Annotated in this window: 27 protein-coding genes and 1 tRNA gene; 16 read left to right on the top strand and 12 right to left on the bottom strand. The window is 68.0% G+C overall.

All coding sequences use genetic code 11. The annotated features are described in order from the left end of the window. Positions 1–100 precede the first annotated feature (100 nt). The 4 genes from YWM_RS0103070 to YWM_RS0103055 are packed head-to-tail and all read right to left on the bottom strand — an operon-like array spanning position 101 to position 3,312. Entirely contained in the window at positions 101–484 is a 384-nt protein-coding gene (locus YWM_RS0103070) for a PPOX class F420-dependent oxidoreductase (RefSeq protein WP_028849474.1), read from the bottom strand. 19 nt (positions 485–503) lie between these two features. Beyond that, on the bottom strand, positions 504–1,097 hold the full coding sequence (locus YWM_RS0103065; RefSeq protein ID WP_028849473.1) for a dihydrofolate reductase family protein: 594 nt from the start codon (positions 1,095–1,097) through the stop codon (positions 504–506). Between the two features lie 23 nt (positions 1,098–1,120). Beyond that, positions 1,121–2,428: an FAD-binding oxidoreductase gene (locus YWM_RS0103060; protein WP_028849472.1), complete on the bottom strand. Its 1,308-nt coding sequence runs from the start codon at positions 2,426–2,428 to the stop codon at positions 1,121–1,123. 53 nt (positions 2,429–2,481) lie between these two features. Further along, on the bottom strand, positions 2,482–3,312 hold the full coding sequence (locus YWM_RS0103055; protein WP_028849471.1) for a helix-turn-helix domain-containing protein: 831 nt from the start codon (positions 3,310–3,312) through the stop codon (positions 2,482–2,484). 320 nt (positions 3,313–3,632) lie between these two features. On the opposite strand from YWM_RS0103055, the gene YWM_RS0103050 reads away from it, so the two are divergent. Further along, a complete protein-coding gene (locus YWM_RS0103050; RefSeq protein WP_028849470.1) occupies positions 3,633–4,028 on the top strand; it encodes a DUF5313 family protein in 396 nt (131 codons plus the stop codon). Between the two features lie 308 nt (positions 4,029–4,336). On the opposite strand, the gene YWM_RS21970 is transcribed toward YWM_RS0103050, so the two are convergent. Genes YWM_RS21970 through YWM_RS0103030 form a run of 4 tightly spaced genes read right to left on the bottom strand, consistent with a single transcriptional unit; the run spans position 4,337 to position 8,012 of the window. Beyond that, entirely contained in the window at positions 4,337–4,564 is a 228-nt protein-coding gene (locus YWM_RS21970; RefSeq protein ID WP_156914595.1) for a hypothetical protein, read from the bottom strand. 17 nt (positions 4,565–4,581) lie between these two features. Beyond that, on the bottom strand, positions 4,582–5,919 hold the full coding sequence (locus tag YWM_RS0103040; protein ID WP_028849469.1) for a TRAP transporter large permease subunit: 1,338 nt from the start codon (positions 5,917–5,919) through the stop codon (positions 4,582–4,584). 42 nt (positions 5,920–5,961) lie between these two features. Further along, positions 5,962–6,825, bottom strand: a complete 864-nt coding sequence (locus YWM_RS0103035; protein WP_043659172.1) for an HpcH/HpaI aldolase/citrate lyase family protein — start codon at positions 6,823–6,825, stop codon at positions 5,962–5,964. Continuing rightward, a complete protein-coding gene (locus tag YWM_RS0103030; RefSeq protein ID WP_156914594.1) occupies positions 6,825–8,012 on the bottom strand; it encodes a CaiB/BaiF CoA transferase family protein in 1,188 nt (395 codons plus the stop codon). The genes YWM_RS0103035 and YWM_RS0103030 overlap by 1 nt, the downstream gene beginning before the upstream one ends. 185 nt (positions 8,013–8,197) lie before the next feature. Between YWM_RS0103030 and YWM_RS21965 the strand changes: the two genes are divergently transcribed. The 12 genes from YWM_RS21965 to YWM_RS25515 all read left to right on the top strand — a co-directional run bounded on the left by YWM_RS21965 (position 8,198) and on the right by YWM_RS25515 (position 21,183). Continuing rightward, the gene (locus tag YWM_RS21965) at positions 8,198–8,821 is read left to right on the top strand and encodes a GntR family transcriptional regulator (protein WP_211232410.1); all 624 of its coding nucleotides are present in this window, start codon (positions 8,198–8,200) and stop codon (positions 8,819–8,821) included. Between the two features lie 471 nt (positions 8,822–9,292). Further along, positions 9,293–11,095 carry a gamma-glutamyltransferase family protein gene (locus YWM_RS0103020; RefSeq protein WP_028849466.1) on the top strand — a complete coding sequence of 601 codons (1,803 nt, stop codon included), beginning with the start codon at positions 9,293–9,295 and terminating at the stop codon, positions 11,093–11,095. Positions 11,096–11,211: 116 nt separating this feature from the next. After that, positions 11,212–12,777 carry an ABC transporter substrate-binding protein gene (locus YWM_RS0103015; RefSeq protein ID WP_028849465.1) on the top strand — a complete coding sequence of 522 codons (1,566 nt, stop codon included), beginning with the start codon at positions 11,212–11,214 and terminating at the stop codon, positions 12,775–12,777. Next, positions 12,774–13,784: an ABC transporter permease gene (locus YWM_RS0103010; protein WP_084612147.1), complete on the top strand. Its 1,011-nt coding sequence runs from the start codon at positions 12,774–12,776 to the stop codon at positions 13,782–13,784. Before YWM_RS0103015 ends, YWM_RS0103010 begins: the two co-directional genes overlap by 4 nt. Then, the gene (locus YWM_RS0103005) at positions 13,781–14,653 is read left to right on the top strand and encodes an ABC transporter permease (protein ID WP_052344493.1); all 873 of its coding nucleotides are present in this window, start codon (positions 13,781–13,783) and stop codon (positions 14,651–14,653) included. Before YWM_RS0103010 ends, YWM_RS0103005 begins: the two co-directional genes overlap by 4 nt. Beyond that, positions 14,650–16,461 (top strand): dipeptide ABC transporter ATP-binding protein, encoded by a 1,812-nt coding sequence (locus YWM_RS0103000; protein WP_028849462.1) that lies wholly within the window; start codon positions 14,650–14,652, stop codon positions 16,459–16,461. Before YWM_RS0103005 ends, YWM_RS0103000 begins: the two co-directional genes overlap by 4 nt. 111 nt (positions 16,462–16,572) lie before the next feature. Further along, entirely contained in the window at positions 16,573–17,367 is a 795-nt protein-coding gene (locus YWM_RS0102995) for an alpha/beta fold hydrolase (RefSeq protein WP_052344492.1), read from the top strand. Positions 17,368–17,415: 48 nt separating this feature from the next. Next, positions 17,416–18,528 carry an FAD-dependent monooxygenase gene (locus tag YWM_RS0102990; protein ID WP_028849460.1) on the top strand — a complete coding sequence of 371 codons (1,113 nt, stop codon included), beginning with the start codon at positions 17,416–17,418 and terminating at the stop codon, positions 18,526–18,528. A gap of 20 nt (positions 18,529–18,548) precedes the next feature. Further along, positions 18,549–19,010, top strand: coding sequence for a hypothetical protein (locus tag YWM_RS21960; RefSeq protein ID WP_052344490.1), 462 nt, complete (start codon positions 18,549–18,551; stop codon positions 19,008–19,010). Further along, positions 18,997–19,743, top strand: a complete 747-nt coding sequence (locus YWM_RS21955) for a DUF1275 family protein (RefSeq protein WP_052344489.1) — start codon at positions 18,997–18,999, stop codon at positions 19,741–19,743. Before YWM_RS21960 ends, YWM_RS21955 begins: the two co-directional genes overlap by 14 nt. A gap of 74 nt (positions 19,744–19,817) precedes the next feature. Next, entirely contained in the window at positions 19,818–20,525 is a 708-nt protein-coding gene (locus YWM_RS0102975; RefSeq protein ID WP_028849459.1) for a GntR family transcriptional regulator, read from the top strand. Between the two features lie 334 nt (positions 20,526–20,859). Next, positions 20,860–21,183 carry a hypothetical protein gene (locus YWM_RS25515; protein ID WP_028849458.1) on the top strand — a complete coding sequence of 108 codons (324 nt, stop codon included), beginning with the start codon at positions 20,860–20,862 and terminating at the stop codon, positions 21,181–21,183. On the opposite strand, the gene YWM_RS0102965 is transcribed toward YWM_RS25515, so the two are convergent. Continuing rightward, positions 21,165–21,248 (bottom strand) — tRNA-Leu (locus YWM_RS0102965). The two genes, YWM_RS25515 and YWM_RS0102965, sit on opposite strands and share 19 nt — an antisense overlap. A 125-nt stretch (positions 21,249–21,373) precedes the next feature. Here YWM_RS0102965 and YWM_RS21950 point away from each other — a divergent pair. Continuing rightward, a complete protein-coding gene (locus YWM_RS21950; RefSeq protein ID WP_052344488.1) occupies positions 21,374–22,717 on the top strand; it encodes a M20/M25/M40 family metallo-hydrolase in 1,344 nt (447 codons plus the stop codon). A gap of 12 nt (positions 22,718–22,729) precedes the next feature. Here YWM_RS21950 and YWM_RS0102955 read toward each other — a convergent pair whose 3' ends face one another. From YWM_RS0102955 to YWM_RS0102945, 3 genes are read right to left on the bottom strand one after another with little or no spacing between them, the layout of a single operon-like run. After that, complete coding sequence (locus YWM_RS0102955; RefSeq protein ID WP_245565891.1) at positions 22,730–22,969, bottom strand: DUF5703 family protein; 240 nt, start codon at positions 22,967–22,969, stop codon at positions 22,730–22,732. Further along, positions 22,966–23,733 (bottom strand): YncE family protein, encoded by a 768-nt coding sequence (locus YWM_RS0102950; RefSeq protein ID WP_028849456.1) that lies wholly within the window; start codon positions 23,731–23,733, stop codon positions 22,966–22,968. The genes YWM_RS0102955 and YWM_RS0102950 overlap by 4 nt, the downstream gene beginning before the upstream one ends. Further along, the gene (locus tag YWM_RS0102945) at positions 23,726–24,697 is read right to left on the bottom strand and encodes an aldo/keto reductase (RefSeq protein ID WP_028849455.1); all 972 of its coding nucleotides are present in this window, start codon (positions 24,695–24,697) and stop codon (positions 23,726–23,728) included. Before YWM_RS0102945 ends, YWM_RS0102950 begins: the two co-directional genes overlap by 8 nt. A gap of 82 nt (positions 24,698–24,779) precedes the next feature. On the opposite strand from YWM_RS0102945, the gene YWM_RS0102940 reads away from it, so the two are divergent. Both YWM_RS0102940 and YWM_RS0102935 read left to right on the top strand, forming a co-directional pair. Continuing rightward, positions 24,780–25,850, top strand: coding sequence for an LLM class F420-dependent oxidoreductase (locus YWM_RS0102940; RefSeq protein WP_028849454.1), 1,071 nt, complete (start codon positions 24,780–24,782; stop codon positions 25,848–25,850). Beyond that, on the top strand, positions 25,850–26,686 hold the full coding sequence (locus YWM_RS0102935; RefSeq protein ID WP_028849453.1) for an undecaprenyl-diphosphate phosphatase: 837 nt from the start codon (positions 25,850–25,852) through the stop codon (positions 26,684–26,686). The genes YWM_RS0102940 and YWM_RS0102935 overlap by 1 nt, the downstream gene beginning before the upstream one ends. Positions 26,687–26,721: the final 35 nt, after the last annotated feature.

Below are 26,721 nucleotides of genomic sequence, written 5' to 3'. Positions count from 1 at the left end.
AGTGCTCGACGGGCCTTGTTGATCTGTGCCGCGACCGGAGGTGTGTGCAGCGGTGACGCTGACCCCCGCAGACAGGTGATGCTGGCGCGAGAGCGTGAGCTCACCCGACGCCGACGGTCTGCCGAACGACCTCGATGACGGCCACGACCCGCTCGTCGTCACGAGGGTAGGCAGCACCGACGTACTTGTCCGACAACTGGTCGACGACCTCCCATCCCGCGTCCCCGTCGAGCCACTCGACGACCTTGCCGCGGATGACGACCGGTTCGAACGGGTTGTCGGCGGGCGCGATGGACAGCGCCACACGTGGGTCGCGACGGAGATTGCGTGCCTTGCGCGAGCCGGGCCCGGTCAGCACGACGGCGTGGTCGCCGCGCGTGCCGATCCAGACGGGAACCACGTGCGGCGCCCCGTCGGGTGAGACGCTCGCAAGGTGCGCGATCGGGGTGCCGTCGAGGACGCGGCGGACAGCGGGGTCAAGCATGGTTGCTCCTTCGGCGGGTTCAGCGGACGACTTCGTAGTGCAGGTGTGTGACGCCAGGTGCGGGCACGACCTCCAGTAGCCGCAGGTGTATGTGTTCAGGCAGTTCCTGGAAGAACGAGCGGCCGCCGCCCAGCAGGACGGGCACCTGGTGCAGCACGACCTCGTCGACCAGTCCGGCTCTCAGCGCGGCGGTCAGCACACCGCCGCCCATCAAGCCGACGTCCTTGTCGCCTGCGACCTTGCGGGCGGCGGCGATGGCGTCCTCGATGCCGGTGGTGACCAGGGTCTGCCGCTCGGTGATCTCCGGCGCGGGCCGGTGGCTGACCACGAACAGCGGAGCGTCGGGGTGCGGGCTCCCGCCGCCGAAGCGGTCGGAGTCCTCGTAGGTGTTGCGACCGGCGACAATGGCGCCGTCCCGCCCGGCCAGCGCGTCGAAGAACTTCGCACTGGATTCGCTCAGCCGGAACCCGTCGAACACCCGACTCGGCGTGTCGCCGTCGAAGTACCAGTCGAACAGCACGGTGCCGTCGCCGAGTCCGCGTCCGGGCGCCGGCCCGCGGCCGGTGATGTATCCGTCGACCGAGACCGAATGTGCGCTGTAGACCTTGCCCATCGTGTGCTCCTTGCTCGCCGGGTTCAGAGGGATTGCGGGAAGCGGAAGAACCGGTGCGGGTCGTAGGCGTTCTTGACCTCGACCAGCCGAGCGTGGTTCTCGGCGTGATAGGCCGCGGGCCAGTCGTCGAGCTCGAGATCCGGGAAGTTCGGGTACACCCGACCGGAGGCGTCGCCGTGCGCGGCGTGCCACGAACGGTCCACCCACGGGTCTCCCGCGGCTGCGGTGTGCTCGAGCAGGAAACGCTGGCCGCGGTGGGCGAACGCGGTGGCGCCGACCGGCACGCGGTCGTATGCCCCGCCCATGGCGGTGAACGACAGCTGGCGGGTGGTGTGGATCGGCCCGGCAGTGAGGTCAGAGGTGAGCGATGCGAGAGTGTCGTCCGGCATCGGGCGAGTGAAGAACTCCGATCTGATCCGCACGGCTCGGCCCGGCTCGCCCGAGTCGGAGAAGGACGCCTTCAACCGATGCACGGGCATGTCCGGGATCAGCTCCGTCACCGGTGGCAGTCCGGCGAGCTGCGTGAACTCGCGCAGCAACCCGTGGGTGTCGGCCTCGGGCAACGTGGCCGCTCCGAATGCCGTGACCGCGACCGGCTCGCCCGGCTCGGCGATGACCGCGAGGTTGACGGTGAGTTGGTCCGGGGCGTCCGGTGCCCACGCTTGCCATGCGGCCATGACCCGTTCGACGGCGACGTCGGACCACCACGCCTCCACGCGTGTGGTCAGCGGCTCCGGGACGGTGGCGAACTGCAGCGCGGTGACGACTCCGAACTGTCCGCCGCCCGCACCACGGAGCGCCCAGAACAGCTTCGGCTCGTGCGCATCGTCGCAGTTCACCACGCTGCCGTCGGCCAGTACGACCTGTGCTCCGACCAGGCGATCGCAGGTCAATCCGTACTGTCGTCCGAGCAGGCCGATGCCGCCGCCGAGCGTGAGGCCGGTGATGCCGACGGTCGGTCCGCACCCGGCCGGCAATGTCCGGCCGTGCGCGTGCAGCGCGGGGTAGACCTGTCCCAGGCGGGCGCCGGCGCCGATCGTCGCGACGCCGTCGGCGGCCACGGTGACGTCGTTCAGCTCGGAGAGGTCGAGCACGATTCCGTCGGTAGACGAACGTCCGGCGAAGCAATGCCCACCCCCACGCACCGCGAGTCGTTCCCCGGCGGTCGCCGCGTACGACACAACGGCGACGACGTCCGAGGTTGAGCGGCACGACACCACCAGTCGGGGCCTCACGTCGTGATACGCGACGTTGGCTGGGCGGCGGTTCGCTTCGTATCCCGGCGATCCCGGGGCGAAGACGGTGCCGTCGAGCCGGGCAAGGTCTGTCATGCCCTCGACGCTAGGCGTGGCGAGAAGGCGATTCTTGAACGAATCGCGCAGGTCTACCCCCGCAACGGCGGCCGCAGGCGGGTCGCGAGGAACGGCCGGTAGGAGGCGGCGTGGTCGTGTCCGCATGCGCACCGGTCGATGTCACCGCCGAGGAGTTGACGCGGTGTGCATCCGGTGAGCCGGACGCACTCGCGGGTCAGATGCGCCTGGTCGGCGTACCCGACGTCGATCGCGAGCCCGGCGACTCCGTCCGTGCCACGCCGGCCCGTGGCGGCAGCACCGGCCTGGGCGAGCGCGAGGAAACCCTGGAACCGCAACGTCCGCTGCAGCACCTTCGGGCTCACCCCGGCTTCGTGTACGCAGCGCCGACGCAGCTGACTGATCGACAGTGACAGGTGCGAGGCGATCGCGTCGATGCTGACCGGATGCCACGGCATCAGCGCGCTCACGAGTTCGCGCATCAGCGGGTCCGGGCCGCCTGCGTGGCGATACTCGGCGAGCAGGTGGGCTTGCAGGTACGTCAGTGCTCGCTCGGGCGAGCCCGTCTCGGCCATCGCCGCCACGAGGCGGTCGACCAGCCGTCCCCACAGGTCCGAGAGATCTACCTGCTGGTCGAGCAGCTCGCCGGGGACGGCCGGCAGTGGGGGCGGGGTTCCCGGTTGAAATCGGACGCCCACGATGGTCGTGCGTGGTGGGATGACGTCGACCTTCGGGCCGGTGAGCGGGCCGATCAGCTGTGGCCGCCCGCCGATGGGGCAGTGGATCTCGACTCCGCCGGTCGGCAGGTGCCGTTGCACGTACGGATCTGTGCCGGTGCGGTGGATCCAGACAGTCCGCACGACGCCCGCCAGAGCCGGTACGGGAGAACGTTCCACGTACTCCATCGACTAATCGTCGCACTTCAGCGCGCCTTTCGGGGTGAATCCGGTGATTTGCCGCGGGAGTATCGGCGACCGAGCCGTGGAGTTCGCGGCTCACTCCCGCCACTGGTTGATCAGAAGCAGACCGCTCCGCGGCTGGTCCAGTTCGATCACGCCGATGTCCGCCGGCACCGGACCGCACGGCGGGCGTACAACGCACGGGTTCCTTCCGGCGCCGCTGGCTATGGACGTTTCCGCGGCCGCAGCGACCTGCGAGTTCGGCCCGCCTCGTCGTGATCGTTCTAACACCCTCCCAGGCCGAGGCGTGCGTATGGTCGGACTTGATGAAGAGCGAATTGAGGCGACCCGGCCCGCTGCGCTGGCTGTGGTACGCCGCGGGTGGACGACTGCCGGACCGGTACCGCGAGTGGGTGCTGCAGGACGTGACCGGGCGCCGCTGGCTGCTGCGCCACTTCGTGCGGGCGAGTGTTGTCATCTGGCCACTCGCTGCGGTGTGGTGGCTGTTGCCTGCCGAACCGCTGATGCATGTCGGGATGAGCTTGCTCGCGTTGATCGTGAGCTACTTCTACTCCGGCGCCTACAGCACCGAGAGCGCGGAGCACCGCCTGACCAAGCACGGCTTTCCGCCTGGCACCTTCCGCGCCGCCCGGGCCGAGGCCAACCGCGAGTCGATCGCTCGGGCCCGGGCCGAGTACGCCGCGATCTATCGCCGCGAGTGACCCACGTCGTCTGTGCTGTACGCGGCGTGCCGCGTACAGCTGGAGTGCAAGCGAAGCCTAGGCCTCCGCGCCGTGATCGATTCCCTCAGGCGACGTCGGACAGCGTGGGTCTTCGGCCGCCTCGATGACTCTCGAGACGCTGCCTGGCACCTCAACTGGATGTTCACCCCGAGCCGCTGGCGGCATCGTCCAGGACACCCGCGGTATCCCTAGCGATCGGTACCACGTGTGGCTCACCCACGTTCCGCCGGCTCGTGACGACCGACGCCGAGCCGCTCGGCGTCGGTGTCGTGGAAACTACCCGGGTCTCAGTCGCTGGTGTCCCAGCCCTTCACATAGGACAGGACGAAGCCGAGCAGACCGGCGATCCCGGCCAGGACATAGGTCGGGGTACCAGCCCATTCGACAACTGATTCGACGAGCGGCCCGTTTCGGACGACGAGCCCGATCGCCTGTGTCACGACCACAACCACGCCACCGATGAGGAACAAGGCCAAGCTGACGCGGAAAGTGATGTCCAACGTTCGTGTGATCATCCAAGTCTCCTTTGGCATCAGACCGGCAGCACGCCGACCGCGATCAGCGAGCCGATGACGAGGATCGGCAGGACGTACCAGACAACCAGCGGAACGAACGTTCGTGCCGGGTTGACGCGTGCGATGCCGCTGGCGATGTAGATTGGTGCGGCACCGGGCGGGGACGCACCCTCGGTCGAGGCGAAGACGAGGATCGCGACGGCGGCAGGGATCGGTGACACACCCGCGGCCAGCAATGTGGTGAACGCGACCGGGCCCACAGCCGCGACGGTCGCGGTTGCAGTCAGGGGCGCAGCGACACCGACCACGATCAAGCCGATCACGAGAGCCACCAGGAACGGCGGCAAGTCGAGCTCGCCCAGTAGCGAAGCGAGCTGCTCGGCGAGCCCGAGCTCACCGAGCGATTCGGCGGCGGCGAAAGCGAAGAACAGTGTCGCGCCGATGACGGCGTAGCGCGGCCCGACCTCTCCGAGGAGTTGCCACCAACCGGATGCCCGCCGAGGCAAGGCTTTCCGCCCGAGGATGAGCCCGATGATCGTGACGAGCACCGGGATCCAGGTGATGATCGAGATCTCGTCCGCCGGATCTTCTCCGATCCACGAGACAAGTGCATCGCCGGTGGGTCCGGACGTCAGCAACACGGGCACGATGATGCCGATGAACACCAGCAGGCTGGACCAGCCCGCGGCGAACGTTCGCTTGAAGGGTTCGATCAGCGTCGGATCGACTGCGCCGATCTTGTGGCGGCGCACGAAGTAGTACACGAGGATCAAGCGGTACAGCAGCGTCCAAGCGCCGCCCAGGAACAACGCGACGAAGAGCTGATCTGCTGTCACGTAGCTCGCGACAGCAGCGGATCCGGTGAGGATGAACAGCGAAGAGCTGGGCGGGATGGCGATGCCGAGGCCGGCGTTGCCCGCGACGATGGTGGCGGAAAGCTTCGGGCTGAAGTTCGACTTCTCCATCCACGGGATCGTCACCGAGCCCACGGCAGCAGCGTTTCCTGATCCCGATCCGGATACCGCGCCGAACAGGCCGGAGGCCACGGTCGACACATATGCCGCGCCGCCGCGACGTCGACCCAACAGGGAATTCAGCATCGCGATGAGCTGATCGACAACTCCGGTCTTACCGAGGACGAATCCCATGAACACGAAAGTCAACGCGGCGAAGACGATTTCCTCGGTGGCTGCGCCCTTGAGCCCGGCCCACAAGATGTCGAGGAACGAGCTGCCGCCGAACGCAGCAACTGCTACGAAGCCGAGGATCATGGCTTCCCCGATATTGCGCTTGAACACGCCGTTCCACGCGATGATGATCGCGATGTAGGCGACCAGCGCCCAGATGCCAAGCATGAGGGATCCACTTCGTTGTAGGAACAGGAACGGAAGAACGCATCAGCTGAGCTGTTCTGCCAGCTGAAGGGTGCGACGGGCGGACTCGATGATCGGCGCGTCGATGAACCGACCGTCCGGGAGTGCGAGAGCTCCGGTGCCGTCTGCCTCTCCGGCCGCCGCTGCTGCGACGACCTCGCGAGCCCGACGAATCTCGTCGTCGGTCGGGGCGAATGCCGATTTGATCGTGGAAAGCTGTTTGGGATGCAGCGCGCTGCGCCCGAACATGCCGAGGGCTTTTCCGCGGGCACAGGACCTCGCGAGCCCGGCAAGGTCGTCGAGGTCGGTGTAAACCGCCATAGCGGGGGCCGGCAGGCCTGCCGCAGCCGCTGCGACGACGATCCGGCTACGGATCCACGTGTACGCCTCCTCACCTTCGAGGGACAGCTCGGCCGCCAGATCGGCTTCGCCCAGCGCGAGACCGACGACGGCAGGATGGCGGGCGATGGCGTTCGCGTTCTCCACACCCGCCGCGGATTCGAGCAGGCAGTGCACCGGTGGAGCCGACTCGACGTCGTCGATTCCGAGGAGTCGCAACGCCACGTCGACGTCGTCCGGAGCAGTGACTTTAGGGATACGCAATCCGACACGCCCCTGCCGGAACACCGGATGCCGGCCGAGTGCGAGCAGATCGCGAATCCCGTAATCCCCGCGAGGATGATTGACACGAATCTGCACGGCGGGTTCGTCGGGGAGTTCGTCGAGCAGCGCGAGGGCGTTGGCTCGGGCTGCTTCTTTCTGCCCTGCCAGGACCGCGTCCTCCAAGTCGACGAGGACGACGTCGGCGCCGCTGTTCAGCGCTTTGGGCAGCATCTCGGGCCTGCTGGCAGGTACGTACAGCGAGGTGACCGGCACGGACGTCGGCATCAGGCAATCACTCCACGTTCGCGTAGTGCCGCAATGTCGTCGGTCGGAACGCCCGCTTCAGCGAGGATTTCCGAGGTGTGCTCACCGAAGCGAGGGCCGGCCCACCGGATCTCGCCGGGTGTATCCGACAGGCGTGCCAGCACGTTCTGCATGGACACAGTGCCGAGCTCGGGGTCTGGAACGTCGACGATCGTGCCGAGCGCCTGGAACTGTGGGTCGGCGACGATGTCCGCGACGTCGTACACCGGGGCGACGGCAGCCTGCGCTTCCCGGAATGCAGCGATGACTTCGTCCGCGTCTCGCTCGGCGATCCAGCTGCCGACCGCTGCGTCGAGCTCGTCAGCGTGCTGGGCGCGGGCGCGGCCGGAGGAGAACCACGGTTCGTCGACCAAGTCCGGTCTGCCGACAAGCCGGATCACCCGTTCAGCGATGGACTGCGCACTGGTCGAGACGGCGAGCCACCGCCCGTCGCGGGTGCGGTAGATGTTGCGCGGCGAGTTGTTCAACGACCGATTGCCCGTGCGTTCCGGAACCACGCCGAGCGCGCGGTACGCCGTGATCTGGGGGCCGAGCACCGTCAGGATCGGCTCGATGATCGCCAGGTCCAGCACCTGACCCTTGCCGGACTTCTGCCTGCCTTGCAGCGCGACCATGATGGTGTAGGCCCCGGCAAGCCCGGCGACTCCGTCGGCAAGCGCGAACGGTGGCAGGGTCGGTGGGCCGTCGGGCTCGCCGGTCATTGCCGCGAAGCCGCTCATCGCCTCGGCCAGGGTGCCGAAACCAGGTTCATTCGACTTGGGACCGACCTGTCCGAATCCGGTGAAGCGGGCGATCACCAACCGGGGATTGACCTCGTGCAGCTGCGCGGGAGAGAGGTTCCAGCGCTCGAGGGTGCCGGGACGGAAGTTCTCGATCAGTACGTCGGCATCGGCGAGGATGCGCTTGAGCAACTGTTGACCTTCCGGGGCGGACAGGTCGATCGCTGTCGTGCGCTTGTTGCGGGACAGGACCTTCCACCACAGGCCAACACCATCCTTGGCGTATCCGTGCCCGCGGGACGGGTCGCCGCGTCGCGGGTGTTCGACCTTGATCACGTCGGCACCGAAGTCGCCCATGAGCATGGCTGCCGTCGGGCCCGCGAACAGCGTCGAGACGTCCACGACCTTGATTCCGGAGAGTGGATTCACAGGATGCATCTTATAAAATGCATCCTTGCGGTCAAGGCCTTGTTTTCTCCGTCAGGGCGGCCATTCCGGCTGACCCGCAGTGACGCTCGGCTACTGTGAGGGACGTCCGCTGATGTCTGGAGGGAGCTCGCGTGGTCTCAGCGAGGCCGACACGGCCACGTCCACCGGGTAGCAAAGCTGACTACGTGCACCAGGTGCTACGCGAGGAGATCATCAGCGGCAAGTTGTCGGCCGGCGCCCCAGTACCTCAAGACGAGATCGCCCGAAGGCTTGGCGTCTCGATCACTCCCGTACGCGAGGCATTGCGTCGGCTGGAAAGCGAAGGGCTGATCTCATATCGATCTCATCGCGGTGCGACCGTGTCCGAACTGAGCAGGGAGGCGGTGCTCGAGCTCTACCTCCTGCGCGGCGCTATCGAGGGACTTTGCGCGCGGTTGGCCGCCGAGCGGATCACGGATGACGAACTGGCGACCCTGCGCGAGTTGCACGAGCAGATGTTGCGCGACTTCGAGGCGGGTCGTGTCGAGAATCTTGCTGAGGACAGCAGACGATTCCACGACCTCATCGCGCGTGCGGGTGGGCCTGCATTGCTCGCCGACCACCTCGACACGGTGTGGCGCAACCATCCGGTGCCGCTGAGAACATCGCTGTGGCACGAACCGTCGAACGCGAAACGTTTCCTCGAACACCACGGCGCGCTGGTGGAGGCCCTCACGAAACGCGACGCCGTCAAGGCCGAACGTGTCATGGTCCAGCACCTCGACGAGGCCGGCACGGTACGAAATGCCCAGCAAGACGAGGGCAGCTGACCCTCCTGCCCATTGTTCGCCTCCACGACACCCACCATCTGCCCGCCCTCGATCCGTTGAGCCGGGCGCCACGCGGGCGCTTGCCACCGCGAGGAGCTGCGGACCGCTGGCAGCAACGTCAGTCCGGTTCATCCTGACGCAGCACATTGATCGCGAAGGCATCGGCGTGGGCAACGGCCCTCGCGCGTCGTCGACGAGCCGCAACCCCGCTCGCCGCATGGCGTCTGCCGTCGCCGGTACCGGACCGATTCCCATCGTTATTGGTGGTACTCCAGCAAGTCCCCAGGCGATCAGGGCGAGCTGGTTGGCGCCGGCCGTTTGCACGATGATCGTCACGTCCCGCCGGCCCGGCTCCGGTCCGCGCCACCGACGACGGTAGCCACAGGCGGCAGCGATTTCGGCACCGTTACAACTCGAGGATCCTATCATTTCGGGATTGCATCCAACTCCAGAAGACTGCATACTTCCGCCATGTTCACTGCTCCACCTGACCACTTGAGCCGTCCCGCCCTGACCGGCTCGTTCGGGATGGCCGCGTCGACCAACTGGGTCGCTTCCGCCGTGGCGCAAAGCGTGCTGGAGCGCGGCGGGAATGCGTTCGACGCCGTCGTTGCCGCTGGATTCGTGACGCACGTCGTGGAACCGCATCTGAATGGGCCCGGCGGAGACCTCGTCGCCCTGGTCACTCCCGCGGGCGAGGACACCATGGTGGTCAACGGGCAAGGTCCCGCGCCGCAGGGCGCTGACATCGCGCACTACCGGTCGCTCGGGCTGGAATTCGTCCCAGGCTCCGGAGCGCTCGCCAGTGCCGTGCCTGGCGCCGTGGAGGCCTGGCTGGTGATCTTGCGCGAGTTCGGCACGTGGGAGTTGCGGGACGTCCTGTCGTACGTCCTGCACTACGCCGAGGTGGGGCATCCGCTGCTGCCGAACGCGGCCGGCACCATCGCCTCTGTCGCCGGTCTCTTCCGCGACCACTGGCCGGAATCCGCCAAGCTATGGCTGGTCGACGGTCAGGCGCCCGCTGCGGGGATGCTGCACAAGAACCCGCAGTACGCCCGTACGTTGCGCCGCCTCATTGCAGCCGCCGACGCCGGGGCGACACGGGAAGCTCGCATCGATGCCGCGCTGCGCGAATGGAAGACCGGATTCGTCGCCACCGCCGCCGCGCGAGCGGCCCAGACCCGGCACCGGCATGCCGATGGAAACGACTACGCCGGCGTGTTGTCGGTCGACGACTTCGCCGAGTTCACCGTGCGGCTGGAGGACCCGGTACGGCTGACGTTCCGGGACACCACGGTGGTCAAGGCGGGGTTCTGGTCGCAAGGTCCGGTTTTGCTCCAGACGCTGGCCATCCTCGACCACTTCGACGACGCCGACCTCGATCCGTCGACCGAGCGCGGCGTGCACACCATCGCCGAGGCCCTCAAACTCGCGATGGCCGACCGCGACGCCTACTACGGCGACGCTCGCGACGACCACGAAGTCCTGCGCACCCTGCTCTCGCCGGAGTACGCCAAACAGCGTGCCGCACTGATCACTTCTCGTGCGTCGGCGGAATGGCGGCCGGGCACGATTCCCGGCACGCCCCCGTATTTCCCGCCGCTGCGCACCAAAGCAGAGGTGGACGCCGCGGTGTCCAACGCTTACGGAATTGGCGAACCGACCGTGCGCCCGACCGGGGAAACCCGCGGCGACACCGTCCACATCGATGTGATCGACCGGCACGGCAATGTCGTGTCCGCGACCCCGTCCGGCGGTTGGCTGCAGTCCAATCCCGCGATCGACGAACTCGGCTTCTGCCTGGGCACCCGCCTGCAGATGACCTGGCTCGACCCGGCGAGCCCGTCCGCGCTTCGCCCCGGCCGCCTGCCCAGGACGACGCTGACCCCGACGATCCTGGAACGCGGCTCCGTCGCGGTGTCGGCAATCGGCTCGCCCGGCGGGGACCAGCAGGACCAGTGGCAACTGCTGTATCTGCTGCGCACGTTGGTCGGCGGCTACAACCCGCAGCAGGCGATCGAGTCACCGATGTTCCACACCACCGCCGTCGCGCAGTCTTTCTGGCCCCGGGAATGGACCCCGGGCGGCCTGGTCGTGGAGGCGGCCCTCGGCGCGGACGTCATCGAAGGCCTGCGCCGCCGGGGACACGCCGTCACCGTGTCCAACCCCGGCAACCTCGGCAGGCTGTCCGCCGTCGACCGGGACCCGGTCACCGGCCAGATGCGCGCGGGCGCCAACCCGCGTGGCGCACAGGGATACGCGGTGGGGCGATAGCCCCACCGGCTCACCCGGCGTCGAAAGCCCCAGCTCGTACCGCACGTCTGACGAAGTTCACCGCTCACCCGGCACGAGGAGACAACACCATGAAACCGCACGGGAGCTTACGGCGCGTGCGCCGACGATTATCCGCGGCCCTCGCCGCGCTGACCGTCTTCACCGGCTTGGCCGCCTGCGGGGTGTCCAGCGGCGCGGGCTCTTCCGGTCAGCCCGACGAGCTGCATGTTCTGGTCGAGGCGATGCAGCCGGTGTTCGACCAGTGGCAAGGCGGGGTGACCACGCAAGGTGTGCTGCTGCTGGTCAACGAACCCTTGATCCGCTACGACGGGGACGGCTTCCAGCCGAACGTGGCCGCGTCGTTCGATCAGGTCTCGCCCACCAAGTTCGTGTTCGAACTGCGCGACGACGTGCGATTCAGCGACGGGAGTGAGCTGACGGCCGAGGACGTGAAGTTCACCTTCCAGCAGGCGATGCGCGACGACCACATGAGCACCACGCACATCGTCATGAAAGCCATCAAGTCGATTGACGTCTCGGGCAAGACCCTCACCGTCGAGCTCGCCCAACCGCATTCACTGTTCCTCTACACCGTCGCCCGTACCGGCATCGTCAGCAAAGCGTTCTACGACAAGCACGGGGACAAAGTGGGCACCCCGGATGTGGGGCAGCTGGGCAGCGGCCCGTACCAGCTGGTCAAGTTCGAGCCCAACAAGACGATGACGATCGGGCGCAACCCGGACTACTGGGGCGACCAGGCACCGTTCGCGTCGATCACCTTCACCATCGTGTCGGACGACTCGGCACGGTTGCTGGCGCTGCACTCCGGCGAAGCCAACGCGATCTTCGAAATCCCCACCGGCCAGATCAAAGCGGTGCGGACCGTCGAGGACTTCACGTTCACCACGATCGACGGCACGTCACTGATCATGCTGATGATGGACGTGACGAAGCCGCCGTTCGACGATCCGGACGTGCGCGCCGCGGTCCGGCACGCCATCAACCGGCAAGGCGTGGTCGACTCCGCGCTGGCCGGCAACGGGCAGGTGGCCCGCACCCTGGTGTCGGCGTCCACGCTCGAACGCGTCGCGAGCCCGCATGCGGTCGAGAACACCCTCGGCAAGTTCGACAAGGACAACGCGTTCGATCCCGACCTGGCGAAACGGCTGCTGCGTAAGGCCGGGAAACCGAACGGGTTCAGCGTGACGCTCCCGGTCGAGTCCACCGACGCGGACGCCAGCCTCGTCGCGCAGGCGCTGGCGCAGGACCTCAAGCGGGTAGGAATCGACGTCCGGCTCGAGCAGAAGGGTGACGACTACGTCGAGGTCATCCTGCGCGGCAAGCACGAAGGCGTCCTGCTGTTCCAGTTCTCCAGCAACGCCCCCGACCCGGTCATGCCGATGGACTACTTCGTCCCGGCGAAGTCGCACCTCAACCTGACGCGCCAGAACACCCCGGCGGCCGACGAGGCGCTGGCCCGCAGCCACGCCATCCCGGTCGGCGAGGCGAAGCGGGGGCAAGCGCTGCTGTCGGGGCTGGAGGCTTACCACTCCGCCGGCGTGTCGCTGCCGTTGGCGATTCCCGACATGACGTTCGGCCTGAAGAAGCCGATGACGATCGACGGATTCACCAACTACTGGTGGATGCAGCGTTGGGACCTGCTGGTGGGGGTGAACCGATGACCACTACGCAAGCCCCGGCAGCCACCCGCAAACGCCCAGGCGGCATCCCACCAGGTTTGCTGCGCTACGTGCTGCTGCGGATATCCGCGGCGATCGTGGTCATGCTCGTGGTGAGCTTCGTGGTGTTCCTGTTCGTCCATGCCGCACCCGGCGGGCCGGAGTACGCCATCGCGGGCAAGCTGGCGACCGAGGAACAACTGGCGAACATCCGGCAGATCTACGGCTTCGACCGGCCGCTGCTCGAGCAGTACTGGACGTATCTCGGCCAGCTGCTGCACGGCGAGCTCGGTGAGTCGGTGATCCAGCGCAGGCCGGTGGCCGCCCTGCTCGGCGAGGCGGCTCAGGTCACGGTACCGCTGCTGCTGTTCACCTGGGTCATCGCCCTGGTTGCCGGTGTGGCGATCGGCATCGTCACGGCCTACCGGGCGGGGTCCCGGATCGACCGGTTCGCGCTGGGCATGACGACGCTCGGGGCGAGCACTCCGGCGTTCGTGGTCGGCACGGTGTTCGCGTGGTTCTTCGGTGTCGAGCTCGGCTGGTTCCCGGCGCTGGGGATCGGCGACGGTGGTCTCGACACCATCGCCCACCTCGTCCTGCCCGCGACCACCATGGCCATCGCCGTGCTGGCCATCACCACCAGGATCAGCCGGGTCCGGATCGGGCAGATCCTCGCCGAGGACCAGGCGTTGTTCGCCCGCGCCAGGGGTCTTGGACGCTGGTGGACGCTGCGCAACGTCGTGCTGCGGAACGCAGGCGTCCAGCTGATCACGCTGTCCGGCACGATCGTGGTCAGCTTGTTCACCGGGTTGATCCTGGTCGAGCGCGTGTTCAACCTGCCGGGCATCGGCAGCCTCATGGTGGAGGCCATCCACGACCAGGACATGCCCGTGATTCAAGGCGTGACGCTGTGCGCCGCGTTGCTCGTCGTGGTGGTCAACCTCGTCGTCGACCTGCTCTGCATGCTGGTCGATCCCCGCCTGCGCGTCCGATTGGAGTCCGCACGATGACCGCGGTGCCACACTCCACGTCCACCTCCAACCGTTCTCGCGCCGCCCGCTTCCGGGTGCCGCGGATCCCGGTCCTGACGGCGCTGGCCGGGCTTTTCCTGCTCGCCGTCGCCGCCTGCGCGATCTTCCCCGGCCTGGCCCCGGCGGACCCGGGCGCCATCGACGCCGCCGTCAGCCTGGAAGGACCGAGCGGCGAGCACTTGCTCGGCACCGACCAGCTCGGCCGTGACATGTTCTCGCGGATCATCGCCGGAGCCCGGACGTCACTGCTCGGCCCGCTCCTGCTGGCCATCGGCGTCACCGTCATCGGCACTCTGCTGGCCGTGGCGGCGGGCTATTTCGGTGGCCGCACCGACACCGTGATCAGCCGCCTGGTGGACCTGCTGTACTCGGTGCCCGCCCTGCTGGTGGCGATCGTGGTCGCCGGGGTCACCGGTGGAGGGTTCGGCATCACGCTCGCGGTACTGATCGTCTTCGGTCTTCCGCTGCACGTGCGCAACCTGCGCGCCGCCGTCATGGAGCGGGCACATCTGCCGTACATGGAAGCCGCGGTCACGCTCGGCCTGCCCACGTGGCGGGTCGTTCTGACGCACCTGGTGCCGACCATCGTGCCGAACATGGTCGCCACGTTCTTCCTGGTCTTCACCTACGGCGTGGTGGAGTTCTCGTCGCTGTCGTTCCTCGGCCTGGGCTCCCCGCCCGGGGCGCCCGACTGGGGCCGGATGGTCTCGGACAACCGGGCGACGATCTTCACCAATGTGTGGCCCGCCGTCGTTCCCGCGGTGGCGATCGTGCTGCTCGCCGTCTCGACCAACCTGATCGGCGAATACCTCCAGCGCAAGCACGACCAGGCGAGGAGACAACGATGAACCCGACCATCTCGACCGGGCGGCAGACCGGTCTGGCCACGGACTCGCTCAGCGTCTGGCTCGAACAAGGTCGCGCCCGCAGACCGATCGCGGAGTCGATCAGCCTGCGGGTCGCGCCGGGGGAGTCGATCGCGATCGTCGGCGAGTCCGGTAGCGGCAAGTCCGTCACCGCCCGCGCCCTTCTGGGCCTGTTGCCGCCCGAGCTGACCAGCGAAGGCGACGTCAGCGTCGCGGGCACGTCGTTCTTGCGGCTCAGCGAGGCGGCGCGGCGCAGGCTGCGCGGCAACGAGATCGCCTTCATCATGCAGGACCCGTTCACCATGCTGAACCCGGTGCTGAAGGTCGGCGACCAGGTCACCGCGGCGCTGCGCGGCGAGGACGGGCGCAAGCTGTCCAAGGCGGAGCGGCGAGCCGAGGCCGTGGCCAGGCTGAACGAGGTCGGCATCACCGATCCGGCCGTGGCGGGCAAGTACCCGTTCCAGCTCTCCGGCGGGATGCGCCAGCGGGTGGGTATCGCGGCCGCGATCGCGGAGAACCCGCGGGTGCTGATCGCCGACGAGCCCACCACCGCTTTGGATGTCACCACGCAGCAGGAAGTGCTGAAGCTGCTCGACCGGTTGCGCAAGACCCACGAGCTGGGCCTGATCCTGATCACCCACGACCTCCGCGTCGCGTTCGCCACCTGCGACCGCGTCTACGTGATGTATGCGGGCCAGATCGTGGAAGTGGGGGAGACGGACGCCATCCGCACCCAGCCGCGACATCCGTACACGGCGGCGTTGCTGGCCGCCGAACCGCCGCTGGATCATCGGGTGCCGCGTCTGCTGACGATTCCCGGCTCGGTCCCGTCGCCCGGTAGCAGGCCGGACGGGTGCCGCTTCGCCCCGCGCTGCTCCTACGCCGTAGCCGCCTGTACCGATTCGCCGGTCTCACTACGCATCACTGACGAGTCCGGCGAACATCGGGTTCGGTGCGATCGCGCCGAGGAGATCACGCTGATCACCGACGAGGCGGCCGGCGGGCCCGCTGCCGGTGCGGAGACGGTCCAGCCAGGCGATCTCCTCGTGAAGATGCGTGCGGTCCGCAAGAACTATCAGGACAAAGTCGCTGTCGACGGTGTCGACGTGGACGTGTACGCCGGGGAAAGCGTCGGTTTGGTAGGGGAGTCCGGCTCGGGCAAGACGACGCTGGCTCGCATGATGGTCGGGCTGACCCGGCCCAGCGCGGGAAGTGTGCGGGTAGGCGGCGTGGAGCTGGCCGCGAAACGGGTGTCCAGACAGCAATGGGCGACGGTGCGCGGGCTTGCCCAGATGGCGTTCCAGGACCCGATGTCGACGCTGAACCCCACCAGGACGATCGGCTCCACGCTTCGCGAGGGCCTGCGCCTGTCCGGAGCGGACGATCTCGAGGCGGCGACCGCCGAGCTGTTGGAACGAGTCGGGCTGCCTGCCGGATACGCGCACCGCTGGCCGGGCCAGTTGTCCGGCGGCGAGCGCCAGCGGGTGGCCATCGCTCGCGCGCTGAGCCGTAACCCGCGCATCGTGGTGTGCGACGAGGTTGTCTCCGCCCTCGACGTGTCCGTCCAGGCGCACATCCTGAACTTGCTCCGCGAACTGCAGGCCGACCTCGGGCTGACCTACGTGTTCATCACCCACGACCTCGCCGTCGTCCGGCAGATCACCGACCGGGTGTACGTGCTCAACCACGGCAAGGTGGTGGAGTCCGGCCAGACACCGGACGTCCTCGACCGGCCTGCGCACGACTACACCAAGCGGCTAGTCGCCTCGATCCCGCGCGTCGAGCAGTAGCGCACTCGCCCGCCCGTACCACGAATGAAGGAACTGGCACCATTTCACTCAATTTGGGATGCAATAAGTGATAAACTGGATTCACTCATCCGGAAGGAGAAGGTCGACGCGATGAGCTTCAGCACCGTCAAGGTGGCGGAGACGACCAACGGACCGATCGCCTACCACGAGCTCGGCTCGGGTGAAGTCCTGCTCATGCATCACGGCGGGGAGTCTCACCGTGGGCAGTACGCCGGATTCGCCCCACTGCTCGGCGAGGGCATCCGCGCCATCTCGTACGACCAGCGAGACGTCGGGGACAGCTTCCGCTGCACCGACCCCTACGAGATCGGCGACATCGCCGATGACAGCGTGGCCCTGCTGGACGCCCTTGGGATCGAGCGGGCCCACATCATGGGGTTCTCGTTCGGTGGCGCGGTGTCGTTGCACATCGCGATCCGCCATCCCGACCGTGTGCAGAGCCTGATCTGTGGAGCGGCCCCCGCGAGCTTCCGGAACATCAACGAGTTCACCAAGGCCGCTCTGGCCCGTCCGCCCGAGGAACGCTTCGACATCATGGTGCAGGCCATCCTCAGCCCGGCCGGTCAGTCCGATCCGGCGCAGCTGGAGCGGTTGCGCACCATGATGGCCGGGCAGGTCAGTGACCCCGACTCGTACCGGATCCAGTGTTTGCGGACGCACGATCTGGACGAGGAACTGCGGACCATCAAGGCCCCGACGCTGCTCATCTACGGCGCCGACGACCCGCTGGCCAGCCCCGACGACGGGCGGTTCATCGCCGAGCGGATCCCCAATGCCACCTTCGTATGCGTGCCCGACGCGCGGCACGGCCTGAGCTCGGAGTTCAAGGAACCCGTCGCCCGGCTCGTCCGGGAACACGTTCTGGCGAATCGCATCGGTACGTAACAGCCGGGCGGCTCGCCGCTGCTCACCTCACAACAAGATCGGATACGCATGAAAATTCTGGTAACCGGGGCCGGTGTGGCCGGCCTGGCCGCCACCATCACCCTGCAGCGCCGCGGCCACACAGTCACGCTGATCGAACAGGCACCCGTCGTCCGGACGACCGGCTCGCCGATCGACGTGCGGGGCGATGCCCTGGACATGGTCCGGGAGATGGGCATCTACCACGAGATGCGGGCCGCCGAGATCAGCATGACCGTCGGCACGGAGTACGTCGACGACGACGGGAAGCGCGTCGCGGGCTTCTCCACCAGGTACGCCAACGACCGGCCGGACGACATCGAGATCCCGCGGCCGAAGCTGATGCCCATCCTCACCGGCGCGCTCGACGAGAACACCGATGTGCGGTTCTCCACGACGGTCACCGAGCTGTCCGACAACGGCGACTCGGTACACGTCGTGCTGAGTGACGGCACCGAGGACGATTACGACCTGGTGGTGGGTGCCGACGGAATTCACTCCCGGACCCGCGCGCTCGTGTTCGGCCCGGAAGAGGACTACGTCAACTTCCTCGGCGTCTACGTCGTCCTCGCGCCGATCGGCCCGCCCGCACCTGCCGGAACGCCCGGGCAGATGCACTTGGCGCCCGGCCGGATGCTCAGCCTGCTGCAGACGCCGGACGAGGAGATCGTGGCCGGGTACTTCCGGTCGCCGAAGCTCGACATCAACTATCGCGATCCGGCAGCCGTCCACGAGGTCCTGCGCGGCGTCTACCAGGACGACGTGTGGCGGATCCAGGAGCTCGTCGCGCGGATGGGCGAAAGCGACGGCCTGTACTTCGACGAATGCGGTCAGACCAAGATGCCGACGTGGTCCAAAGGCCGGGTGGTACTGGTCGGGGACGCGGCGCACTGTGCCGCACCACTGTCCGGGCGTGGCACATCGCTCGCCATCAGCGGCAGCTACTTCCTCGCCGAGGCGCTGGAGAAGCACCCGGACGACCTTGCGGCCGCTTTCACCGAGTACGAGGAGCGTCAGCGCCCCTACGTCGACCGCGCGCAGGCAGGCGTCGCAGGCTCGATCGACCGCAACGTGCCGGCGACCGCCGAAGCCGTCACGGCGTACCTGCAGGAAGTTCGCGAATCCGAAGCCAGCCGGCAGTGACCACAAACCAAGGAGAAATCATGAGCGAGACCCCGCAGGGGTTCCCCACCGACCCGGGAAACGAACTGATCTTCGCCAATGAGCACGTGCGGGTGTGGGCGATGACGCTGCAGCCCGGCGAGGCGATCTTCTACCACTCGCACCAGTACGACCACTTGATCCTGTGGCCGCATCCGGGCCGTGCCGCGTCGATGGAGTTCGACGAGGAGGAAGAATTCAGCCACGCCCAGAACGCCGAGGCGGGCTATGCGTTCTTCAAGACCGTCGGCAGGCAAGGTGGCCTCAAGCCGCACCGGCTGAAGAATCTCGAGGACCACCCGGTCACCCACTACATCATCGAATTGGTGCGGGAATCGGCGACCGAGGAGCCGGGTAAGCCGCAGTCCAACGGCCGCGGGTTGTCGGGTCGCAACCACGACATCATCGACCCGAACGACTTCGTCGAGCCGAAGGAGAAGCGCGTCACGTATGCCTGGGGCTGACCAGCTGGAGCGCGACGACGCCCGTCGCGCCGCGCAGGAACGTGTCCGGGACCGCCTCGCGGTGCTGCTGGCCGTCACCAGCGGGGCGACGGACGCCATCGGATTCCTCGCGCTCGGCGGAGCGTTCGCCAGCGTGATGACCGGGAACATGGTGATCACCGGTGTCGGCGCGGCGACGGGCGACGGGAGCCTGATCGTGCTGGCCGTCAGCGCGATCGTCAGTTTCGTCGTCGGGTGCGCCGTCGGCGCACGGCTGGCCGGCTTGCCGCAATCCGGTGATCCGGTGTGGCCTGCCGCTGTCACCCGTGCGCTGGCGGTGCAGACCGCGCTGACCGTGATGCTCTCGATCGCCTGGTGGGTCACCGGACCCGAGCGCGGCGAAACGGTGCGGTTGATCCTGCTCGGCGGACACGCTCTGGCGCTGGGCCTGCAGAGCAGCACCGTGCAGCGCTTCGGTGCCGGGGGCTTGTCGACGACCTACCTGACCGGCACTCTCACCGGACTCGTCGTCCGGCTGGCGACCGGTGGAGGAGTCCGCAGCGTCGGGCGCAACGCCGCGTTGTTGCTCGGGCTGATCGGCGGAGCCGCACTGGGCGCGGTGCTCACCGCGAAAGCGTGGGCGCTGGCGCCGCTGACGCAACTGGTACCCCTGGTGCTGGTCCTCGCGCTGGGGATGGTGCTGACCACGAGCAGTAAACGTCTCGAGCGGATCACCCGGCAAGCTGATCACTAGGGTGGATGCATAATCCTCCCGTTACATGCCAACAGCCCGGGTGAGGATTCCGTCGCGAGGAGTGCGTATCCCATATGGATGACATCGAGGGTTCCGAGTCGATCAGCGACCGGGTGGCCGACGAGCTGCAGCGCCGGATCCTCAACGGCGCCATCCCGGTCGGCTCGTGGTTGCGGCACAACTCGATCGCCGAGGAGTTCGGGGTGAGCCGGACTCCGGTGCGGGAAGCACTCCGGGTGCTGCACGCCCGTGGCATCGTCACGATCGTCAAGAACCGGGGTGCCCGGGTGAACGGGCACTCCGGCCGGGACGTGCGCGAGCTGGGACAGGTCCGCGCGGCCATCGAAGGACTGGCCGCCGAGCTGGCCGTGGAGCGGATCAACGACGCGCAGGTGGCGCAGATGCAGCGCGCGCTCGACGACTTCGCCGAGGCCATCGACCGGTACACCGGCAGCCCCGAGCTGTCGGAGTCCGACGAGGCGAACGAGCGGTGGTCGAGGACCAACAGCGACTTCCACAGCGCGATCGTGACCGGGTCGGGCAACCGGCAACTGATGCTCAGCCTGGAAGACATCGGCCGCAGGCTTCCGCTCAACTCGAGCTACCCGGCGTATGCGGGCAACACGCGGCTGCTGAAGCAGAACCTGCGGGAGCATCAACGGATCGCCGAAGCGATCCTGGCACAGGACGCCGAAGCGGCACGGCAGGCGATGGTCGATCACATCAAGTCGGCCAGCGAATCGCTCGCGCGCTTCGTCGAGGAGCACGAGCGGCGGGCATGAGCCGATGCCTCCCGGACGTCCGCCGGGATGAGCGGCAACCTGTGGCCGAGACCGGCCGTCGGTGTGTCCGGTGCGCGAGTGAGACGCCGGAAGCACGGCGAGCACTCTGACGCGATTCATCTTGGCGCGGCGTCCAGGCGGCCCGGTAGGTCGAATCGGCCGACGGGGCGCGCAACCGGCGCAAGATCCTCGCCGCTGTCGAGTGTTTGCTGGCCGGCAAGGCGGTGCCAGCACCCGAAGAAGAAGGCGTAGCGGTGTAGCGCGGGTTCTCGTGAATCTCCCGCACGTGCTGCCCTGCCAACCATCGCCAGACGATGAGGATTGCCACGGAGGCTTGCAGGACGCCATCGAAGCCGGGGTAAACCCCGCCGCACTCGTCGAGCCGGTCAACGCCGCCCTCGCCGAACGTGACGCAGCCAGGGCCGCTCCCAGCACGGCGGCAGCCACAGACGCCATCACAGAGGCAGAGGGCTACGCCATGATCGACTCGCTCGCCGATGTCGGAGATTCCCTGAACACGGCCAAGCCGGAGCGGCTTGCCGAGCTCTACTCGACGCTGAGCTTGGACGTCCTCTACGAACCCGAGGACAAGATCGCGACTGTGACCATCCAGCCCGCATTGCGGGTGAACAACAACCGTGTCCGGAGGGGGACTTGAACCCCCACGCCCTTTACGGGCACTAGCACCTCAAGCTAGCGCGTCTGCCATTCCGCCACCCGGACTTTGCGGCGTCCAGGGTAGCGGATGGAGCAAGATCCATGCACGGGGGGGTGAGGGTTAGCCACGCCACGGCGTGCCGACCGCGGCCGCGCGCGGGGTGGCCGCCGGCAATGGTAGGAATCCCTATGTGTGCGCCCACCACGAAAGCCCGGCCGCTGCCCGCGGACTCGACGCCGCGGCAGCCGAGTCCGTCGTACTGACCAGCGAACTCATCCAGATCGACTCCACCAACACCGGTGATCCGGAAACGGTCGTCGGGGAGCGCGAGGCCGCCGAATACGTCGCCGCCAAGCTCCAGGAGGTCGGCTACGAAACCGAGCTGGTGGAGTCCGGCGCGGCGAACCGGTGCAACGTGTTCGCCCGGGTACCCGGAGCCGACCCGGAGCGTGGCGCCCTGGTCATCCACGGCCACTTGGACGTGGTGCCCGCGGACCCCACCGAATGGTCCGTGCATCCGTTCTCCGGGGCGATCCGTGACGGCTACGTGTGGGGCCGCGGCGCGGTCGACATGAAGGACATGCTGGGCATGACGTTGGCCATCGCCCGCTACTACAAGCGCGAGGGCATCGTCCCGCCTCGCGACCTGATCTTCGCCTTCCTCGCCGACGAAGAAGCCGGAGGCACCTTCGGCGCCCAATGGCTGGTGGACAACCGCCCGGACCTGTTCGCCGGCGCGACCGAGGCGATCGGCGAGGTCGGCGGGTTCTCCATCACGCTGAACAACGACCAACGCGCCTACCTCATCGAGACCGCCGAGAAAGGCATCCGGTGGATGACCCTGCGGGTGCGGGGGAGGGCCGGGCACGGCTCGATGATCAACCACGACAACGCCGTGACGAAGCTGGCCGAAGCGGTCGCCCGGCTCGGCAACCACCGCTTCCCGCTCGTCCTCACCGACTCGGTCCGTGAGTTCCTGGCCGGCGTCACCGAGATCACCGGCATGGAGTTCCCGGAGGACGACCTGGACGCCGCCGTCGCCAAGCTGGGGGGAGTGTCCCGGGTCATCGGCGCCACGCTGCGCGACATGGCGACGCCGACGATGCTCGACGCCGGCTACAAGGCCAACGTCATCCCGTCGGTGGCCGAAGCCACTGTGGACTGTCGCATCCTGCCGGGCCGGATGGAGGCGTTCAACCGGGAACTCGACGAGATCCTCGGCCCGGACGTCGAGCGCGAATGGTTCGAGCTGCCGCCGATCGAGACGACGTTCGACGGACCGCTCGTGGAAGCGATGAAGGCCGCGGTCCGTGAGGAGGACCCCGAGGCCCACACCCTGCCCTACATGCTCAGCGGTGGCACCGACGCCAAGGCACTCAGCAAGCTCGGTATCCGCTGCTTCGGGTTCGCGCCGCTGAAACTGCCCGCCGACCTGGACTTCACCGCGCTGTTCCACGGCGTGGACGAGCGGGTCCCGGTCGACGCGCTGAAGTTCGGCACCCGGGTGCTGGATCGGTTCCTGCGCAGCTGCTGACCGGCAGCGTGCTCAGGTGATCAAGCCGGGCAAGGAAGGCTGCTGCTTGCGTCTGAGCCACACTCGGCGCGAGCCGTCCGAGTAGAGCCGCACGTTGGACAGCTCCCAGCCGGAGAACTCGGCATGGATGGCCAGCTGCATCGCAGCCGTCGGTCGGGACACTCCCGGCGGGATCCGCAGTCGGCGGTACTCCCATTTCCCGTCGACCACCGCCGTCTGGCTCTCTCCTTCGCCCACCGCCCCGGTCGTCACGGTCGAATCACCTGGTTCCCTTCGCCGGCGGCCGACGCCACCAGCACGTCACCTGTGCGTTCCTCGACGGTAACGGAATTCGGTTGCCGAACGGTAGGGAAGCGGTATCGTTCTCGCGGCTCGCCGCCTGCCACGTCGAACCCCACCACTTCGTTGGTCTCGGTGACCGTCACCCAGGCGATGTTCCGCTTGGCGTCGTAGGCGATCCCGTACGGCGATCCCGGCACCGGGTAGCGCTGACGCAGCAGGAACGGGTCCATGCCGAACGCCAGCAGGGCCTCGTTGCGCGTGTCCACCACCAGGATCCGGCCGAACTCGTCCACCGTCCCGTTCGTCGCTCCCTGCCCGGCACGCAACCCGAGACGCACCTTTCCTGCCTGCACATCGACTTGGAAGACGGCGCTCCGCAGCCGGTCCAGCACCGCGGCCTGCCCGTCGACGACGAAAACCTGATCCGCGCTGGCCAGGTCGTCGGAGATCATCTTCACGCGCTTGCCGTCTCGCCGAACCTCGATGCCCTGCTTGCCGCGCGCGACGAGCGTCCACGCACCGAGCTGAGCAGTCCGATGAGCGGCCTTCGGCGGCTCGCCCTGTCGAACCTTGCCCGCCGGCTTCGTACTGGTGGCGGGGGAGCGGGCCGGGGTCGCGGCGGTCAGGTCGCCGGTGACCTGCAGTGGATCGTCCGGCGCACCGGTGCCGTCGTCCGAGCTGCACGCGCCGAGCGCCAGCACTGCGACCAGCACACACGCTGCTCGTCTAACCACGCCGCCGCTCCGGATAGCCCAACTCGATGGCGCTCACGTCGTCCAGCGCGGCGGTGATCTCCGCGGGCAACTCCAACTCCTCGGCCGCCAGCGATCCGGTCAGCTGGCCGGTGTCGCGTGCCCCGACGATCGGCGCCGCCACCTGCTCCCGGTCCCGCACCCAGGCCAGCGCAACCGCCAGCGGGGACGTCCCGAGGCCCTCGGCCGCGGTGGCCACCGCCTCCACGATCCGGGCCGCACGGTCGTGCCGATGGTGCTCGACGTAGCTGGAGTAGCCGGGATCGGCACCACGCGAATCCGACGGCGTGCCACCGCGATACTTGCCGGTCAACACGCCACGCCCCAGCGGAGCCCACGGCAGCAACCCGATCCCGTAACGCCGGGCCGCGGGCACGACCTCGCGTTCGATCCCGCGTTCCAGCAGCGAGTACTCCGATTGCACCGAGACGATCGGATTCGGCCCGCGCTTCTGGATCTCGGCCGCGGCGGCCAACTGCCACCCGGTGTAGTTGCTCACGCCGAAGTACCGGACCTTGCCCGACGACACCGCATGGTCGGCCGCCGCCAGCGTCTCCTCCAACGGAGTTTCGTCGTCCCAGACGTGGATCTGCCACAGGTCGATGTGGTCCACCTGCAGCCGCCGCAGCGAGCCTTCGAGCGCGTTCAGCAGCGCACCCCGAGACGCCCCGGACCCGAACGGCCCGTCGTTGCGCTTGGCCGCCGCTTTGGTGGCGATCACGATGTCGTCACGCGGCACGACGTCGCCGAGCAGGTCCCCGAGGATCCGCTCGCTCTCCCCGTCGCAGTACACGTCCGCGGTGTCCACCAATGTGCCGCCCGCGTCGACGAAGGCCACCAGCTGACTTGCCGCCTCGTCGGCGTCGGTGGCCTCTCCCCAGCTCATCGTGCCCAGGCCCATCCGGGATACCCGCAGACCCGATCCACCCAGCCGCCGTTGCCGCATGCTCGCAGCCTATGCGAGTGGTGATCCAATCGCTCGACCCCCGTGCCGTCGGCGCCGCGAGCGCGCCATAGAGTCCGTCCCCGTGCGATTAGGACTGAACCTCGGGTACTGGTCCGGCGCGGACACCACCCCGGCAGTGGCACAGGCCAAGCTCGACCTGGCGACCGAAGCGGAACGGCTGGGCTACTCGGCTGTCTGGGTGGCCGAGGCCTACGGATCCGACGCCGCCACGGTGCTGGGTTACCTGGCCGCGCGGACCACCACGATCGACCTGGGCGCGGCGGTCTTCCAGATCCCCGCGCGCACGCCCGCCATGACGGCCATGACGGCGGCAACGCTGGACATCCTGTCCAACGGACGCTTCCGGCTCGGCCTGGGCGTGTCCGGGCCAGTGGTCTCCGAGGGCTGGCACGGCGTCAGGTTCGACGCACCGCTGGCACGCACCCGCGAGTACGTCGAGATCGTCCGGCAAGCGCTTCGCCGGGAGAAGCTGCACCACCAGGGCAAGCACTACCCGTTGCCGCTGCCGGACGGTCCGGGCAAGCCGCTGCACCTGCAGGTCTACCCGCCGAGCGAGCACCTACCGGTGTATCTGGCCTCGATCGGCCCCCGCAACCTGGAGCTGACCGGCGCGATCGCCGACGGCTGGCTCGGGATCTTCTTCTCGCCGGAGCATGCCGACGACCAGTTGCGCCACGTGCGCGCCGGTGCCGAGGGTGCACAGCGGTCACTTGCCGACATCGACATCGCTCCGTCGGTGCCGCTTGTGGTGGGCGACGACTGGCGCGAATGCGCGGACGCCGTACGCGACAACGCCGCGCTCTACCTCGGCGGGATGGGCAGCCGGGAGAAGAACTTCTACAACGCGCAAGCCCGCCGCATGGGGTTCGAACGCGAAGCGGACCAGGTCCAGCAGCTCTACCTCGAGCGCAAGTACGACGACGCAGCGCAGGCGGTGCCGCTGGAGTTCCTGGACGCCACGTCGCTGCTCGGTCCCATCGATCGCATCGCCGACCGGCTGCAGGCCTACGCCGAGGCCGGTGTCGGCACGCTCAACATTCAGCCGTTCGCGGCACACCAGGGTTCACACGACGAGACGGTCGCGACGCTGCGCGCGGCCGCAGAAGCATTCAACAAGGCAGGAGTTGCGTAGTGGGGTGGTTGGAAGCGGCGATTCTGGGAATCGTGCAGGGGTTGACGGAGTTCCTGCCGATTTCCTCCAGCGCGCACCTGCGGATCACCGCGGCCCTGGCGGGCTGGGGTGACCCGGGTGCGGCGTTCACCGCTGTCACGCAGATCGGCACCGAGCTGGCCGTGGTGATCTACTTCGCGGGCAAGATCGGTCGGATCCTACGGGCCTGGTTCTTCTCGCTGTACCGCAGCGACTACCGGCACCATCCGGACGCTCGGCTGGGCTGGCTGATCATCGTCGGCTCGATCCCGATCGTGGTGCTCGGCCTGCTGTTGAAGGACCAGATCCACTCGGTGTTCCGCGACCTGCGGCTCACCGCGCTGGTGCTCATCGTCTTCGGCATCCTGCTGTGGATCGCCGACCGCTACGGGCGGCAGGAGCGCGACCTGGACCACCTGACCGTCCCGCACGGCCTCGGGTTCGGCTTCGCCCAGGCGATGGCGCTGATCCCCGGCGTGTCCCGCTCCGGTGGCACCATCACCGCGGGCCGGCTGCTCGGCTATCGCCGCGCCGACGCCGCCGAATACGCCTTCCTGCTGGCCGTCCCGGCGGTAATGGGCTCCGGCATCTACGAGCTGCGCGAGATCGGCAACGGCGACTCGCCGGCGTGGGGTCCGACGATCCTGGCCACGGTGGTCGCGTTCGCAGTCGGTTACGCGGTGATCGCGTGGCTGATGGCCTACATCAAGCGGCACAGCTTCACGCCGTTCGTGCTCTACCGCATCGCGCTCGGCGTGCTGCTGCTGGTGCTGGTGTTCACCGGAGCACTCGACCCGCAAGCAGGCCCGAACATCTGACCGCCCGGCACCCGCCGCGGCGGGCTAACCTGAAC

The sequence above is a fragment of the Thermocrispum municipale DSM 44069 genome (assembly GCF_000427825.1).
Classification (GTDB): Bacteria; Actinomycetota; Actinomycetes; order Mycobacteriales; family Pseudonocardiaceae; genus Thermocrispum; species Thermocrispum municipale.
Note: the sequence above shows the minus strand (reverse complement) of the source record. Positions and strands in the feature narration are given on the sequence as shown.